This is a genomic window from Eleftheria terrae (assembly GCF_030419005.1).
Classification (GTDB): Bacteria; Pseudomonadota; Gammaproteobacteria; order Burkholderiales; family Burkholderiaceae_C; genus Caldimonas; species Caldimonas terrae.
The window spans coordinates 5019370-5034425 of record NZ_CP106951.1 but is presented as its reverse complement, the minus strand read 5'-3'; the positions used below and the strand labels follow the sequence as shown (position 1 = coordinate 5034425).

Here is a 15056-nt window from a genome sequence, read left to right as displayed (position 1 = left end):
CGCCCTCATGCCTGCCCTGCTCAGGCGTCGAGCAGGATGCGCAGCATGCGGCGCAGCGGCTCGGCCGCCCCCCACAGCAACTGGTCGCCGATGGTGAAGGCACCGAGGTACTCGGGGCCCATGGCCATCTTGCGCAAGCGGCCGACAGGAATGGTCAGCGTGCCGGTGACCGCCACCGGTGTCAGGTCGCGGATGGTGGCCTCACGCGTGTTCGGCACCACTTTGACCCAGGCGTTGTCGTTGGCGATCATGGATTCGATATCGGCCAGCGGCACATCTTTCTTGAGCTTGAAAGTGAGCGCTTGACTGTGGCAGCGCATGGCACCGATGCGCACGCAGAAGCCGTCCACCGGGATGCCCGCCGTGTCGAAGCCGTCGCCGATGCCCAGGATCTTGTTGGTCTCGGCACCGCCCTTCCACTCTTCGCGGCTGCTGCCGTCACCCAGGTCCTTGTCGATCCAGGGGATCAGGCTGCCGCCCAGCGGTACGCCGAAATTCGCGGTTTCCTCCGCGCTGAGCGAGCGCTGCTTGCCGATGATCTTGCGGTCGATCTCAAGGATGGCGCTCTTTGGGTCGTCCAGCAGCGAGCGAACTTCCGCGTTCAGGGTGCCGAACTGCGTCAGCAGCTCGCGCATGTGCTGCGCACCGCCGCCCGAGGCAGCCTGGTAGGTCATGGTGCTCATCCACTCGACCAGGCCGGCCTTGTACAGCGCACCCACGCCCATCAGCATGCAGCTGACCGTGCAGTTGCCACCGATCCAGTTGCGGCCGCCCTGGGCCAGCGCGTTCTTGATGACCGGCAGGTTCACCGGGTCGAGCACGATGACCGCGTCGTCCTTCATGCGCAGGGTGGAGGCGGCGTCGATCCAGTGGCCCTTCCAGCCGGCAGCGCGCAGCTTGGGGAAGACCTCGGTGGTGTAGTCGCCGCCCTGCGCGGTGATGATGATGTCGCAGCGCTTGAGGGCCTCGATGTCGAAGGCGTCCTTGAGCGTGGTTTCGTTCTTGGCCATCGCCGGGGCGGCGCCGCCGGCGTTGCTGGTGCTGAAGAAAACCGGCTCGATCAGCGCGAAGTCGTCCTCCTGCTGCATGCGGTCCATCAGGACGGAGCCGACCATACCGCGCCAACCCACCAGTCCAACCAAAGTCGTCGTCATCTTATTGATCCTGTATTTGTTCGGTGTCTCACCGTGCCGCCGCAGGAAATCGTCACCCCGGAGGGACCTGCGGCAGATGCCATGCGTTGCAGCCCGGGGACTGCCCGGGCGCTTGGTGGGGTCAAGCCTGCGCTTTCAAGTGGGCGACCACAGCGTCGCCCATCTCCTTCGTTCCGACCTTGGTCGTGCCATTGCTATAAATATCGGCGGTTCGCAAGCCTTGCGCCAGTACGCTTTTCACGGCCCTGTCGATTCGCTCAGCGGCTTCCGGCTGATTCAGGCTGAAGCGCAACATCATGGCGGCGCTCAGGATGGTGGCGAGCGGGTTGGCAATGCCCTGCCCGGCAATGTCGGGGGCCGAACCATGGCTCGGCTCGTACAGGCCCTGCCCGCGCGCATTCAGCGAGGCCGACGGCAGCATGCCGATCGAGCCGGTGAGCATCGCTGCTTCATCACTGAGGATGTCGCCAAACATGTTGCCGGTGAACAGCACATCGAACTTTTTCGGGGCCTTCACCAGCTGCATCGCGGCGTTGTCGACGTACATGTGCTCCAGCGCCACGTCCGGGTACTGGGCATGCACCTCGGTGACCACCTCCTTCCAGAACTGGAAGGTTTCGAGCACGTTGGCCTTGTCGACGCTGGTGACCTTCTTGCTGCGCTTGCGGGCGGCCTGGAAGGCGACATGGGCGATGCGCTCGATCTCGGGCCGGCTGTAGCGCATGGTGTCGAAGGCTTCCGGCTGGCCGGCGAAGGCGCCATCCGGCGCCTCGCGGCGGCCGCGCGGCTGGCCGAAATAGATGTCGCCGGTGAGTTCGCGGATGATCAGGATGTCGAGGCCGGCCACCAGCTCGGGCTTGAGGCTGGAGGCGTGCGTCAGCTCCTCGTAGCAAATGGCCGGGCGGAAGTTGGCGAACAGCTGCAGGTGCTTGCGCAGGCCCAGGATGGCCTGCTCGGGGCGCAGCGAGCGCTCCAGCGTGTCGTATTTCCAGTCGCCGACCGCGCCGAAGAGCACGGCGTCGGCCTCCTTGGCCAGCTTGAGGGTGGCTTCCGGCAGCGGATGGCCGTGCGCCTCGTAGGCGGCACCGCCCACCTTGGCCTCTTCCATCTCGAACGGCAGGTCCAGCACACGCAGCACCTTGACCGCCTCGGCAACGATCTCGGTCCCGATGCCATCGCCCGGCAACACGGCAATCTTCATCTCTGTCCTTTCAGCAGGCGCGAGCGCGCCTCGGCAGCGCCCGCAGGGAAACAACGCAGGCAGGCCCGGGCCGCGGCGACCCCGCGGCGCCCGCCTGCATCACGCAGCAGCAGCGAACCCGCTCAGACGATGCGGTGGTTCAGCCACGGCTTGGTGGCCAGGCGCTCCGCCTCGTAGGCGCGGATCTTGTCGGCATGGCGCAAGGTCAGGCCGATGTCGTCGAGGCCGTTGAGCAGGCAGTACTTGCGGAAGGGCTGTACCTCAAAGGCCAGCTCGGTGCCGTCGGGCTTCACCACCACCTGGCGCTCCAGGTCCACCGTCAGCTGGTAGCCGGAGAAGGCATGCACCTCGTCGAACAGGCGGGCCACCTCGTGCTCGGGCAGCACGATGGGCAGCAGGCCGTTCTTGAAGCAGTTGTTGAAGAAGATGTCGGCATAACTGGGCGCGATCAGCGCCCGGAAACCGTACTGCTCGATGGCCCAGGGCGCGTGCTCGCGGCTGGAGCCGCAGCCGAAGTTCTTGCGCGCCAGCAGCACCGAGGCGCCCTGGTAGCGTGGCTGGTTCAGCACGAAGTCGGGATTCGGCCGCCGGCTGGCCGGGTCCTGCCCGGGCTCGCCAACGTCCAGGTAGCGCCACTCGTCGAACAGGTTGGGGCCGAAACCGGTCCGCTTGATCGATTTCAGGAACTGCTTCGGAATGATGGCGTCGGTGTCGACGTTCTCCCGGTCCATCGGCGCGACCAGGCCCTTGTGCACTCGGAATGCTTGCATGCTCTTTATCCCTCGGTCCGGGCCGCCCGGCGGCCCGATGCATTTCTCACGCCGTGCCTGCGCCGCTCAGCCGAGGCGGCGCACGTCGACGAAATGGCCTTCCATCGCGGCGGCAGCGGCCATGGCGGGGCTCACCAGGTGGGTGCGGCCACCGGCGCCTTGCCGGCCTTCGAAATTGCGGTTGGAGGTGGAGGCACAGCGCTCGCCCGGCTCCAGCCGATCAGCGTTCATGGCCAGGCACATCGAGCAGCCCGGCTCGCGCCACTCGAAGCCGGCGGCCTTGAAGACCTGGTCCAACCCCTCGCGCTCGGCCTGCTCCTTCACCAGCCCGGACCCCGGCACCACCAGCGCCAGCTTGACGTTGGACGCCACACGCCCGCCGATGCGCCGCACCACGGCGGCGGCCTCGCGGATATCCTCGATGCGTGAATTGGTGCACGAACCGATGAACACCTTGTCGATGCGGATGTCGTTGACGGCCTTGTTCGGCTCCAGCGCCATGTACTGCAGCGCGCGCTCCATCGCACTGCGCTTGACCGCGTCCTTTTCCTTCTCGGGGTCCGGCACCCGGTCCTCGATCGAGACGACCATCTCGGGCGAGGTGCCCCAGGTCACCTGCGGGCGGATCTGGGAGGCGTCGATCTCGACCACCGCGTCCCAGTGGGCGTCGGCGTCGGAATGCAGGGTGCGCCAGTAGGCGACCGCCTGCTCCCACTCGACGCCGGACGGCGAATAGGGGCGGCCCTTGACGTACTGCAGCGTGGTGTCGTCCACCGCTACCAGGCCGGCCCGGGCGCCAGCCTCGATGGCCATGTTGCACACTGTCATGCGGCCTTCCATGCTGAGCGCGCGGATCGCGCTGCCACCGAACTCGATGGTGTAACCGGTGCCGCCGGCCGTGCCGATGCGGCCGATGATGGCCAGCACGATGTCCTTGGCGCCGCAGCCCTGCGGCAGCTGGCCTTCGACCCGCACATGCATGTTCTTGGCCTTCTTGGCCAGCAGCGTCTGGGTGGCGAGCACGTGCTCCACCTCGCTGGTGCCGATGCCATGGGCCAGCGCACCAAAGGCGCCATGCGTCGATGTGTGCGAATCGCCGCAGACCACGGTCATGCCCGGCAGGGTCGCGCCCTGCTCGGGGCCGATGACGTGCACGATGCCCTGGCGGCGGTCGCGCATCTTGAACTGAGTGATGCCGAAACGGTCGCAGTTGGCGTCCAGCGTCTCGACCTGCAGGCGCGAGACAGGGTCGGCAATGCCTTGCGAGCGGTCGGTGGTGGGCACGTTGTGGTCGCTCACTGCCAGGTTGGCCGACAGGCGCCAGACCTTGCGGCCGGCCACCTCGATCCCTTCGAAGGCCTGCGGGCTGGTGACCTCGTGCAGCAGGTGGCGGTCGATGTAGAGCACGGCGGTGCCGTCCTCTTCGGTGTGGACGACATGCTCGTCCCAGATCTTGTCGTAAAGCGTCCGGCCCATGGTTGACTCGCGTTCTCAGGCTCGTGGGAGGGGTGCGCGGCGTGCGCGCCCCCCAATTTTAGGTGCGAACAAGCAAAAACCCCGGCACGGGGGCCGGGGTTTTTGGCGTGTGGTCGACCGTGGGGCGACCCGGGGTCCCCTCAGCCGCGCTGGGCGATGGGCTTGACGTCGCGCTTGGTGGCGCCGACGAACAGCTGGCGCGGGCGGCCGATCTTGTACTCGGGGTCGCCGATCATCTCGTTGAGCTGGGCGATCCAGCCCACCGTGCGGGCCAGCGCGAAGATGGCGGTGAACAGCGACACCGGGATGCCGATGGCGCGCTGCACGATGCCGGAGTAGAAGTCGACGTTCGGGTAGAGCTTGCGGGAGACGAAGTACTCGTCTTCCAGCGCGATCTTCTCCAACTCCATCGCGAGCTTGAACAGCGGGTCGTTGCCCAGGCCCAGCTCGTTCAGCACTTCGTGGCAGGTCTCGCGCATCAGCTTGGCGCGCGGGTCGTAGTTCTTGTAGACCCGGTGGCCGAAGCCCATCAGGCGCACGCCGGAGTTCTTGTCCTTGACCTTGCCGATGAACTCGCCGATCTTGGCGACGCCGCCCATCTGCTGGATGTCTTCCAGCATGTTCAGGCAGGCCTCGTTGGCGCCACCGTGCGCCGGGCCCCACAGGCAGGCCACGCCAGCGGCGATGGCGGCAAACGGATTGGTGCCCGAGGAGCCGCACAGGCGGACCGTGGAGGTGGAAGCGTTCTGCTCGTGGTCGGCGTGCAGGATGAAGATGCGGTCCAGCGCGCGCACCACCACGTCGTTCGGCTCGTACTCTTCGCACGGCGTCGCGAACATCATGCGGGTGAAGTTCGCGGCGTAGGACAGCGAATTCTTCGGGTAGATGTAGGGCTGGCCGATGGAGTACTTGTACGCCATGGACACCAGCGTCGGCAGCTTGGCGATCAGGCGGATGGCCGAGATCTCGCGGTGCTGCGGATTATTGATGTCGGTGCTGTCGTGATAGAAGGCCGACAGGCCGCCCACCAGCCCGGTCAGCACCGCCATCGGGTGTGCGTCGCGGCGGAAGCCGCGCAGGAAGAACTGCATCTGCTCGTTGACCATCGTGTGGTTGGTCACGCGGCTGGTGAAGTCCTGCTTCTGCGCCTCGTTGGGCAGGTCTCCGTACAGCAGCAGGTAGCAGGTCTCGAGGAAGTCGCAGTTGGTCGCCAGTTGCTCGATGGGATAGCCGCGGTACAGCAACTCGCCCTTGTCGCCATCGATGTAGGTGATGGCGGAGTTGCACGACGCAGTGGACAGGAAGCCCGGGTCGTACGTGAATTTGCCGGTCTGTGCATACAGCTTTCGGATGTCGATCACATCCGGGCCGATGGTTCCCTTGTAGATCGGCAGCTCCATGCTGGGGCTGCCATCGGAGAACGCGAGGGTCGCTTTCACGTCTGACGGTGTCATGGCATTTCCTTGGTTTTCGAGAATCGTTTACGCCGGCTGGCGCATCTGGAGGAGAACGTCACGGACCTCCGGCCGATCGAGTTCCCCTTCCGGCTCCCTGCGCGCCAGCAGCAAATCCAGCAAGTCGTTGTCGGACAGATCCATGAGAGCCATCAGGCCCTCGGCCTGACGCACGGTGAGGGTGCTCTCGTGGCGGGCGAAAAACCGCTCGACGAACAAATCGTTTTCAAGCAACCCGCGTCGGCAGCGCCAGCGCAGCTTGCTCAGGGCTCTTTCATCGAGCAGTTCGGCGTCCATCATAGGCCTTGCTTCGTACCGGGCAGGCGGGCGGGGTTTACACCGCCCGACGCACCATCAGTTCCTTGATCTTGCCTATCGCCTTCGTGGGGTTCAGGCCCTTGGGACACACGTCCACGCAGTTCATGATCGTGTGGCAGCGGAACAGACGGTAGGGATCTTCGAGGTTGTCCAGGCGGTCGTTGGTCGCCTGATCGCGGCTGTCGGCGATGAAGCGGTAGGCCTGCAGCAGGCCGGCCGGACCGACGAACTTGTCCGGGTTCCACCAGAAGCTGGGGCAGCTGGTGGAGCAGCTCGCGCACAGGATGCACTCGTACAGGCCGTCCAGCTCCTCGCGCTCCTCGGGCGACTGCAGGCGCTCCTTCTCGGGCGGCGGCGTGTCGTTCACGAGATAGGGCTTGATGGAGTGGTACTGCGTGAAGAACTGCGTCATGTCCACGATCAGGTCGCGGATCACGGGCAGGCCCGGCAGCGGCTTCAGCACGATCGGGTCCTTCAGCGTGCGCATGTTGGTCAGGCACGCCAGGCCGTTCTTGCCGTTGATGTTCATCGCGTCCGAGCCGCACACGCCTTCGCGGCAGGAGCGACGGAACGACAGGGTGGGATCCACCGCCTTCAGCTTGACCAGGGCGTCGAGCAACATGCGTTCATTGCCGTCGAGTTCGATCTCGAGCGTCTGCATGTAGGGCTTGGCGTCCTTGTCCGGATCGTAGCGATAGATCGAGAAAGTGCGTTTCTGGCTCATCGTGGGTTCCTGCGGGCTGCGGCCCTCAGAAGGTGCGGACCTTGGGCGGGATCGATTCCGCGGTCAGCGGTTTCATGTTGACCGGCTTGTAGTCGAGACGGTTGCCTTCGCTGTAGAACAGCGTGTGCTTGATCCAGTTCTCGTCGTCGCGGTTCGGGAAGTCGTTGTGGGCATGGGCGCCGCGGCTTTCCTTGCGGGCGGCGGCCGAGATCATCGTCGCCTTGGCGGCCTCGATGAGGTTCTCGACTTCCAGCGCCTCGACACGCGCGGTGTTGAAGACCTTGGACTTGTCCTTCAGGCCGATGCTGCCGACGCGCTTGTCGATCTCGAGGATCTTCTGCACGCCTTCGTCCATGCTCGCCTGCGTGCGGAACACGCCGGCGTGGGCCTGCATGCTGCGGCGGATGTCGTTGGCCACGTCCTGCGCGTACTCACCGTCGGTGGCGGAGTCCAGCCGCGCCAGGCGAGCCAGGGTGCGGTCGGCCGCGTCCTTGGGCAGGGGCTTGTGGCTCTTGTTCTTGAGGTTGAAGTCGACGATGTGGTTGCCCGCCGCGCGGCCGAACACCACCAGGTCGAGCAGCGAGTTGGTGCCGAGCCGGTTGGCGCCGTGCACGCTCACGCAGGAACACTCGCCCACCGCGTACAAGCCGTTGATGATGTCGTTGGGCACGCCGTTCTTCGGCACCACCACCTGGCCATGGACGTTGGTCGGAATGCCGCCCATCTGGTAGTGGATGGTGGGCACCACCGGGATCGGCTCCTTGGTGATGTCGACGTTGGCGAAGTTGTGGCCGATCTCGAACACCGACGGCAGCCGCTTCATGATGGTCTCGGCGCCGAGGTGGGTCATGTCCAGCAGCACGTAGTCCTTGTTGGGACCGCAGCCGCGACCTTCCTTGATCTCCTGGTCCATCGAGCGCGAGACGAAGTCGCGCGGCGCCAGGTCCTTCAGGGTGGGCGCATAGCGCTCCATGAAGCGCTCGCCGTTGGCATTGCGCAGGATGGCGCCCTCGCCGCGACAGCCCTCGGTCAGCAGCACGCCCGCGCCGGCCACGCCGGTCGGGTGGAACTGCCAGAACTCCATGTCTTCGAGCGGGATGCCGGCGCGCGCCGCCATGCCGAGGCCGTCACCGGTGTTGATGAAGGCATTGGTCGAGGCGGCGAAGATGCGCCCTGCCCCGCCGGTGGCCAGCAGCACGGTCTTGGCTTCGAGGATGAAGACCTCGCCGGTCTCCATCTCCAGCGCCGTCACGCCCACCACGTCGCCGTCGGCGTCGCGGATCAGGTCGAGCGCCATCCATTCGACGAAGAAGTTGGTGCGGGCGCGCACGTTCTGCTGGTACAGCGTGTGCAGCAGTGCGTGGCCGGTACGGTCGGCCGCGGCGCAGGCGCGCTGCACCGGCTTCTCGCCGTAGTTGGCGGTGTGGCCGCCGAAGGGGCGCTGGTAGATGGTGCCGTCCGGATTGCGGTCGAACGGCATGCCGAAGTGTTCCAGCTCGTAGACCACCTTCGGCGCCTCGCGGCACATGAACTCGATCGCGTCCTGGTCGCCGAGCCAGTCGGAGCCCTTGACGGTGTCGAAGAAGTGATAGTGCCAGTTGTCTTCCGACATGTTGCCCAGCGAGGCACCGATGCCGCCCTGCGCCGCCACGGTGTGCGAGCGGGTCGGGAAGACCTTGGTCAGCACGGCCACGTTCAGGCCGGCCAGCGAGAGTTGCAGCGAGGCCCGCATGCCGGAGCCGCCAGCCCCCACGATGACCACGTCGAACCGGCGTTTCGGGACAGAAGTTCCCACTTGCATTACAGCCTCCACAGAACTTGAACCGCCCAGCCGGCACAGCCCACCAGCCAGACGATGGTGGCCACCTGCAGCGCGAGCTTCATGCCCACCGACTTCACGTAGTCCATCCAGATGTCGCGCATGCCCACCCAGGCGTGGTAGGCCAGCGAGATGATGAGGACGAAGGTCAGCACCTTCATCCACTGTTGAGAGAAGATGCCGGCCCATTTGTCGTAGCCGACGATCTCGATCTCGCGGGTGCCGTCCGGCGATTTCTTGTGCCAGGGGACCAGCACCTGCACGATGATGGCCACCGTGAACAGGGCCATCAGCAGCCCGGTGACACGCTGGGCCAGCCAGTCGCCCAGCCCGTAGTGCGCGCCCACCACCAGGCGCTTGGATCCGTAGTTTTTGCTCATCGTGGGGTCTCGTTGGATCAGGACATGAACAGCTTGTAGCCCAGCGCCGCGGTCAGCAGCAGGCTGAAGACCAGCGTCGCGATGGCAGACTGGCGGCCCTGCGCCTTGCTGACGGTGTGGAAGGCATCCATCACCAGGTAGCGGATGCCGGCGGCGAAGTGGTGCAGGTAGGCCCAGATCAGTCCCAGCACCACCACCTTCATGAACCAGCCAGGCAGGAAGCCCCAGCCGGCGACGAAGGTCGACGTGAATTCGGCATACGACATTTCAGAGGTGACGCTCTTGTCGAACAGCCAAATAATGAAAGGCAGCAGCAGGAACAGGATCAGCCCGCTGGCGCGGTGCAGGATCGAGACGACCCCGGCCAGCGGGAGCCGGTACTGGAGTGCGTCGATCAGGCGCATCGTTCCCGGCCTTTGTTTTGCGATTTCAGGCATACCCAACCTTCTAGCTATGTAACAACGGTGAAACTCGGCGGATTTTATTGCAACGCAGCAGATGCGGTTGCACTCACGCGTTCGATGACCGCACCTTAGCTGACCTCGTTGCGGTAGAAGTGCGCGGCCGTGTTGTAGAGGCCGCGCCTCAATTCGACCGGCTTGTCGCCGTAGGTGAGCGAGAGGCGCTCGACGCTCAGCAGCGGAGCGCCCTCGGCCAGGTTCAGCAGGCCGGCCGCGGTGGCGTCGGCAGAGACGGCACGCAGCTTCTCCTCGGCGCGGATCATGCGCACGCCGAATTCGGTCTCGAAGAGGCCGTACATCGGGCCGCGGTAGTCGCTCAGGCGCTCGGCGGTCAGCCCCTTGAACAGCATGCCGTGCAGCCAGATGTCGTCGAACACCACCGGCTGGCCGCGGAAGTAAAGCAGGCGGCGGATCTGCAGCGCCGCGTCGCCCGACTTGAGCTCCAGCGCCCGCGCCACCTCGGCAGGCGCGCGCAGGCGACGGCAGTCGATGAACTTGCGCTCGACCGGCGAAGCCTCGCCGTCATCGGGCATCAGGCGCAGGAAGCGGTACTGGATTTTCTCTTCGGCATGGGTGGCGACGAAGGTGCCCTTGCCCTGGCGGCGCACCAGCAGGTTCTCGGCCGCCAGCTCGTCGATCGCCTTGCGCACCGTGCCTTGGCTGACGCGAAAGCGCGCCGCCAGGTCGACCTCGCTGGGAATGGCCTCGCCCGGCTTCCATTCGCCGGCCTGCAGGCTGCGCAGGATGAGCCCCTTGATCTGCTGGTAGAGCGGACTGAAAGCGGGGCCGCCCGCCTCGCTCGGAGAGGCAGGAAACTCGGGCAGCGTCGACGGAGGCAGGGTCGCCATGGCAGCGATTGCATCACATCGCCCCGGTGAAGTCCAGGAACTGATAAATCATGTCTTATATAAGACATAAGACCATTGACAGTGTGGAGAGCACCCTCTAGACTCCCCTACACTGTGGACCTGGAGCGTGTGCCGTGCTGCGCCGCGGCATCTCGACCCCCGATCCTCACAACACGATTCCCTGGAGTTTCACATGAGCAAGCAACCCGTACGCGTGGCCGTCACCGGCGCGGCTGGCCAGATCGGCTATGCCCTGCTGTTCCGCATCGCCTCTGGCGAAATGCTGGGCAAGGACCAGCCCGTGATCCTGCAATTGCTGGAGATCCCCGACGAGAAGGCTCAGAAGGCGCTCAAGGGCGTCATGATGGAACTCGAGGACTGCGCCTTCCCGCTGCTGGCTGGCATGGAAGCCCACAGCGACCCGATGACGGCCTTCAAGGACGTCGACTACGCCCTGCTGGTCGGCGCCCGTCCGCGCGGCCCCGGCATGGAGCGCAAGGACCTGCTGTCGGCCAACGCGCAGATCTTCACTGCCCAGGGCAAGGCCCTGAACGCGGTGGCCAGCCGCAATGTGCGCGTGCTGGTGGTCGGCAATCCGGCCAACACCAATGCCTACATCGCCATGAAGTCGGCCCCGGACCTGCCGCGCAAGAACTTCACCGCGATGCTGCGCCTGGACCACAACCGCGCGCTGAGCCAGATCGCCGCCAAGACCGGCAAGCCGGTCGCCAGCATCGAGAAGCTGGCCGTGTGGGGCAACCACTCGCCGACGATGTACGCCGACTACCGCTTCGCCACCATCGGCGGCCAGCCGGTCAAGCCGATGATCAACGACGAGGAATGGAACAAGAACGTGTTCCTGCCCACCGTCGGCAAGCGCGGCGCCGCCATCATCGAGGCACGTGGGCTGTCGTCGGCCGCCTCGGCCGCCAATGCCGCCATCGACCACATGCGTGACTGGGCGCTCGGCACCCAGGGCAAGTGGGTGACGATGGGCGTGCCGTCGAACGGCGAATACGGCATCCCGAAGGACGTGATGTTCGGCTTCCCGGTCACCGTCGAGAACGGCGAGTACAAGATTGTCGAAGGCCTGGAGATCGACGCCTTCTCGCAAGAGCGCATCAACCTGACGCTCAAGGAACTCCAGGAAGAGCAGGACGGCGTCAAGCACCTGCTGTGATCGGCCCCGGGGCCGGTCACGGCCCCGTCAAGGAAGGCCGGCAGCGTTCTTCGCCTGTCGGCCTTTTTTTCGACCTCCGATTTACGTATACGTCAATTGACCAACCGCCCTGCTCCCGCCGCGCCCCATCCGGCGCAGGCCTTGTTCGAGGCCGGTGAGGCACTGCCCGCCCTGCCGGTGTGCGACCACTATGCCGGCGTGGAGCCGCGCATGCGCAAGAGCCTGGCGCTGCAGGCGGAGCTGGGAGAGCGCCATGGCACCGCCGTCTTCGACGCGACGCTGGACGCCGAGGACGGTGCGCCGGTGGGCGGCGAGCAGGAGCATGCGGCGCTGATCGCCGAGCTGGTCGACTCGCCGCTGAACCGCTACGACCGCGTCGGCGCGCGGGTGCATCCCGTCGGCCATGCGGCCTTCGATACCGAGGTGCGCACCCTGCTTGCACGCTGTGGCCAGCGGCTGGCCTACCTGATGGTACCCAAGCCGCGCAGCCTGACCGACGTGGAGCTGGCCTGTCGCCGTATCGACGCCCTGGCGGCCGAGGTGGGCCTGGCGCGGCGGGTGCCGGTGCATGTGCTGGTCGAAACCCATGGCGCGCTGCGCGACGTGTGGCAGATCGCCGCGCATCCGCGGATCGAGTCGCTGTCCTTCGGGTTGATGGACTTCGTCTCGGCCCATCGCGGCGCGATCCCCTCGGCCGGCATGAGCGCGACCGGGCAGTTCAGCCATCCGCTGGTGCTGCGCGCGAAGGCCGAGATCGCCGCCGCCTGCCATGCCGCCGCCAAGACGCCCTCGCACTGCGTCGTGACCGAGTTCAACGATCTGCAGGCGCTGCGCGCCGCCGCCGGCAAGGCGGCCCGGGAGCTGGGCTACACCCGGATGTGGAGCATCCACCCGAACCAGATCGAGCCCATCATCGAGGCCTTCGCGCCCGATGAAGAAGAGGTGGCCACCGCCGCCGAGATCCTGCTGGCCGCGCAAGCCGCCGGGTGGGGCCCGGTGCGTCACCGCACGCGCGGCAGCGACACGCTGCACGACCGCGCCAGCTACCGCTACTACTGGCACGTGCTGGATCGTGCCCACCGCACCGGCCGGGCGCTGCCGGACACCGCCGTCCAGGCCTTCTTCACGGAGACAACCGCATGAGTTCCCCGACCCCCGGCGCCCGCTTCCGCGAGGCGCTGCGCCAGGAATCACCCCTGCAGGTGATCGGCGCCATCAACGCCAACCATGCGCTGCTGGCGCAACGGGCCGGCTATCGTGCCATCTACCTGTCGGGCGGCGGCGTGGCGGCCGGCTCGCTGGGCATGCCCGACCTCGGCATCAACACGATGGACGACGTGCTGGTCGACGTGCGCCGCATCACCGACGTCTGCGACCTGCCGCTGATGGTGGACGTCGACACCGGCTTCGGCCCGAGCGCCTTCAACATCGCGCGCACCGTCAAGAGCCTCATCAAGGCCGGCGCCGCCGCCTGCCACATCGAGGACCAGGTGGGCGCCAAGCGCTGCGGCCACCGGCCGGGCAAGGAGATCGTCACCGCGCAGGAAATGGCCGACCGGGTGAAAGCTGCGGCGGATGCCAAGACCGACGCCGGCTTCTTCCTGATCGCCCGCACGGATGCGATCGCGGTCGAGGGGGTGGATGCCGCCATCGAGCGCGCACTGAAATGCGTGGAAGCCGGCGCCGACGGCATCTTCGCCGAGGCCGCCTATGACCTGCCCACCTACCGCCGCTTCGTCGATGCGGTGAAGGTGCCGGTGCTGGCCAACATCACCGAGTTCGGCAAGACGCCGCTGTTCACGGTCGAGGAGCTGCGCAGCAGCGGCGTCGGCATGGTGCTCTACCCGCTCAGCGCCTTCCGGGCGATGAACAAGGCGGCCGAGGCGGTCTATGCCGCCATCCGCCGCGACGGCACCCAAAAGAACGTGCTGGACCTGATGCAGACCCGCGAAGAGCTGTACGAGCGCATCGGCTACCACGAGTACGAGCAGCGCCTGGACGCGCTGTTCGCCGCGAAAAAGTGACGAGGAGACAACCATGAGCGAAACGACCACCGCCGCCCCCGCCACCGCGCCGGGCTTCAAGCCGAAGAAATCGGTCGCCCTCTCCGGCACCGCCGCGGGCAACACCGCGCTGTGCACGGTCGGCCGCACCGGCAACGACCTGCACTACCGCGGCTACGACATCCTCGATGTCGCCGAGACCTGCGAGTTCGAGGAAATCGCCCACCTGCTGGTGCACGGCAAGCTGCCCAGCGTGGCCGAGCTGGCGGCCTACAAGGCCAAGCTCAAGGCGCTGCGCGGCGTGCCGGCGGCCGTCAAGGCGGTGCTGGAGCAACTGCCGCCCAGCGCCCATCCGATGGACGTGATGCGCACCGCGGTCTCCACGCTCGGCTGTGTGTCGCCCGAGAAGGACGACCACAACCACCCCGGCGCGCGCGACATTGCCGACAAGCTGATGGCCAGCCTGGGCTCCATGCTGCTCTACTGGTACCACTGGAGCCACAACGGCCGCCGCATCGAGGTCGAGACCGACGACGACTCCATCGGCGGGCACTTCCTGCACCTGCTGCACGGCCGCGCGCCGAGCGAATCGTGGGTGAAGGCCATGCACACCTCGCTGATCCTCTACGCCGAGCACGAGTTCAATGCCTCCACCTTCACCGGCCGCGTCATCGCGGGCACCGGCTCGGACATGCACTCGGCCATCGCCGGCGCCATCGGCGCGCTGCGCGGCCCGAAGCACGGCGGCGCCAACGAGGTGGCCTTCGAGATCCAGAAGCGCTATGACACCCCCGGCGAGGCCGAGGCCGACATCCGCCGGCGCGTCGAGAACAAGGAAGTCATCATCGGCTTCGGCCACCCGGTCTACACCGTCAGCGACCCGCGCAACAAGGTCATCAAGGGCGTCGCGCAACGCCTGTCGGCCGAGGCGAACAACATGAAGATGTTCGACATCGCGGCCCGGCTGGAGTCGGTGATGTGGGAAGTCAAGAAGATGTTCCCCAACCTCGACTGGTTCAGCGCGGTGAGCTACCACATGATGGGCGTGCCGACCGCGATGTTCACCCCGCTGTTCGTGATTGCCCGCACATCCGGCTGGAGCGCCCACATCATCGAGCAACGCATCGACGGCAAGATCATCCGCCCGAGCGCCAACTACGTGGGCCCTGAAGATCTGAAATTTGTCGCACTGAAGGACCGCCGCTGAACGCTGTTACAGGATGCACGCGACCACAATCGGGGCTTTCCGCTCATTCCCAGCTAGGAGA

15 protein-coding genes are annotated in these 15056 nt (G+C 66.2%); 4 read left to right on the top strand and 11 right to left on the bottom strand.

Annotated features, from left to right (window positions below):
* Positions 1–20 precede the first annotated feature (20 nt).
* From asd to N7L95_RS22550, 11 genes are all read right to left on the bottom strand, one after another.
* Positions 21–1154, bottom strand: coding sequence for an aspartate-semialdehyde dehydrogenase (gene asd / locus N7L95_RS22600; RefSeq protein ID WP_301257500.1), 1134 nt, complete (start codon positions 1152–1154; stop codon positions 21–23).
* A gap of 121 nt (positions 1155–1275) precedes the next feature.
* Complete coding sequence (leuB, locus tag N7L95_RS22595; RefSeq protein ID WP_301257499.1) at positions 1276–2355, bottom strand: 3-isopropylmalate dehydrogenase; 1080 nt, start codon at positions 2353–2355, stop codon at positions 1276–1278.
* Positions 2356–2477: 122 nt separating this feature from the next.
* Positions 2478–3125 (bottom strand): 3-isopropylmalate dehydratase small subunit, encoded by a 648-nt coding sequence (gene leuD / locus N7L95_RS22590; RefSeq protein WP_301257498.1) that lies wholly within the window; start codon positions 3123–3125, stop codon positions 2478–2480.
* Between the two features lie 66 nt (positions 3126–3191).
* Complete coding sequence (gene leuC / locus N7L95_RS22585) at positions 3192–4601, bottom strand: 3-isopropylmalate dehydratase large subunit (protein WP_301257497.1); 1410 nt, start codon at positions 4599–4601, stop codon at positions 3192–3194.
* Positions 4602–4741: 140 nt separating this feature from the next.
* A complete protein-coding gene (locus N7L95_RS22580; protein WP_301257496.1) occupies positions 4742–6055 on the bottom strand; it encodes a citrate synthase in 1314 nt (437 codons plus the stop codon).
* A gap of 27 nt (positions 6056–6082) precedes the next feature.
* The gene (locus N7L95_RS22575; RefSeq protein ID WP_435870038.1) at positions 6083–6355 is read right to left on the bottom strand and encodes an FAD assembly factor SdhE; all 273 of its coding nucleotides are present in this window, start codon (positions 6353–6355) and stop codon (positions 6083–6085) included.
* Positions 6356–6389: 34 nt separating this feature from the next.
* Positions 6390–7097 (bottom strand): succinate dehydrogenase iron-sulfur subunit, encoded by a 708-nt coding sequence (locus N7L95_RS22570; RefSeq protein ID WP_301257494.1) that lies wholly within the window; start codon positions 7095–7097, stop codon positions 6390–6392.
* Between the two features lie 25 nt (positions 7098–7122).
* Positions 7123–8898 carry a succinate dehydrogenase flavoprotein subunit gene (sdhA, locus tag N7L95_RS22565; RefSeq protein WP_301257493.1) on the bottom strand — a complete coding sequence of 592 codons (1776 nt, stop codon included), beginning with the start codon at positions 8896–8898 and terminating at the stop codon, positions 7123–7125.
* Positions 8898–9296, bottom strand: a complete 399-nt coding sequence (gene sdhD / locus N7L95_RS22560) for a succinate dehydrogenase, hydrophobic membrane anchor protein (RefSeq protein WP_301257492.1) — start codon at positions 9294–9296, stop codon at positions 8898–8900. Before sdhD ends, sdhA begins: the two co-directional genes overlap by 1 nt.
* A gap of 17 nt (positions 9297–9313) precedes the next feature.
* Positions 9314–9733 carry a succinate dehydrogenase, cytochrome b556 subunit gene (gene sdhC, locus N7L95_RS22555; RefSeq protein ID WP_301257491.1) on the bottom strand — a complete coding sequence of 140 codons (420 nt, stop codon included), beginning with the start codon at positions 9731–9733 and terminating at the stop codon, positions 9314–9316.
* Between the two features lie 95 nt (positions 9734–9828).
* Positions 9829–10605 carry a GntR family transcriptional regulator gene (locus tag N7L95_RS22550; RefSeq protein WP_301257490.1) on the bottom strand — a complete coding sequence of 259 codons (777 nt, stop codon included), beginning with the start codon at positions 10603–10605 and terminating at the stop codon, positions 9829–9831.
* A gap of 193 nt (positions 10606–10798) precedes the next feature.
* Here N7L95_RS22550 and N7L95_RS22545 point away from each other — a divergent pair, with 193 nt between their 5' ends.
* From N7L95_RS22545 to prpC, 4 genes are all read left to right on the top strand, one after another.
* On the top strand, positions 10799–11785 hold the full coding sequence (locus N7L95_RS22545) for a malate dehydrogenase (protein WP_301257489.1): 987 nt from the start codon (positions 10799–10801) through the stop codon (positions 11783–11785).
* A gap of 96 nt (positions 11786–11881) precedes the next feature.
* Positions 11882–12928, top strand: a complete 1047-nt coding sequence (locus N7L95_RS22540; protein ID WP_363324854.1) for an HpcH/HpaI aldolase/citrate lyase family protein — start codon at positions 11882–11884, stop codon at positions 12926–12928.
* The gene (gene prpB, locus N7L95_RS22535) at positions 12925–13809 is read left to right on the top strand and encodes a methylisocitrate lyase (RefSeq protein WP_301257488.1); all 885 of its coding nucleotides are present in this window, start codon (positions 12925–12927) and stop codon (positions 13807–13809) included. Before N7L95_RS22540 ends, prpB begins: the two co-directional genes overlap by 4 nt.
* Before the next feature lie 13 nt (positions 13810–13822).
* On the top strand, positions 13823–14995 hold the full coding sequence (gene prpC, locus N7L95_RS22530; protein WP_301257487.1) for a bifunctional 2-methylcitrate synthase/citrate synthase: 1173 nt from the start codon (positions 13823–13825) through the stop codon (positions 14993–14995).
* The last annotated feature ends 61 nt before the right edge of the window (positions 14996–15056 follow it).

What these genes read in the sequence shown, in the direction of transcription:
- asd (WP_301257500.1), bottom strand. Translation starts at nt 1,154, where the DNA reads ATGACGACGACTTTGGTTGGACTGGTGGGTTGGCGCGGTATGGTCGGC.
- leuB (WP_301257499.1), bottom strand. Translation starts at nt 2,355, where the DNA reads ATGAAGATTGCCGTGTTGCCGGGCGATGGCATCGGGACCGAGATCGTT.
- leuD (WP_301257498.1), bottom strand. Translation starts at nt 3,125, where the DNA reads ATGCAAGCATTCCGAGTGCACAAGGGCCTGGTCGCGCCGATGGACCGG.
- leuC (WP_301257497.1), bottom strand. Translation starts at nt 4,601, where the DNA reads ATGGGCCGGACGCTTTACGACAAGATCTGGGACGAGCATGTCGTCCAC.
- N7L95_RS22580 (WP_301257496.1), bottom strand. Translation starts at nt 6,055, where the DNA reads ATGACACCGTCAGACGTGAAAGCGACCCTCGCGTTCTCCGATGGCAGC.
- N7L95_RS22575 (WP_435870038.1), bottom strand. Translation starts at nt 6,355, where the DNA reads ATGATGGACGCCGAACTGCTCGATGAAAGAGCCCTGAGCAAGCTGCGC.
- N7L95_RS22570 (WP_301257494.1), bottom strand. Translation starts at nt 7,097, where the DNA reads ATGAGCCAGAAACGCACTTTCTCGATCTATCGCTACGATCCGGACAAG.
- sdhA (WP_301257493.1), bottom strand. Translation starts at nt 8,898, where the DNA reads ATGCAAGTGGGAACTTCTGTCCCGAAACGCCGGTTCGACGTGGTCATC.
- sdhD (WP_301257492.1), bottom strand. Translation starts at nt 9,296, where the DNA reads ATGAGCAAAAACTACGGATCCAAGCGCCTGGTGGTGGGCGCGCACTAC.
- sdhC (WP_301257491.1), bottom strand. Translation starts at nt 9,733, where the DNA reads ATGCCTGAAATCGCAAAACAAAGGCCGGGAACGATGCGCCTGATCGAC.
- N7L95_RS22550 (WP_301257490.1), bottom strand. Translation starts at nt 10,605, where the DNA reads ATGGCGACCCTGCCTCCGTCGACGCTGCCCGAGTTTCCTGCCTCTCCG.
- N7L95_RS22545 (WP_301257489.1), top strand. Translation starts at nt 10,799, where the DNA reads ATGAGCAAGCAACCCGTACGCGTGGCCGTCACCGGCGCGGCTGGCCAG.
- prpB (WP_301257488.1), top strand. Translation starts at nt 12,925, where the DNA reads ATGAGTTCCCCGACCCCCGGCGCCCGCTTCCGCGAGGCGCTGCGCCAG.
- prpC (WP_301257487.1), top strand. Translation starts at nt 13,823, where the DNA reads ATGAGCGAAACGACCACCGCCGCCCCCGCCACCGCGCCGGGCTTCAAG.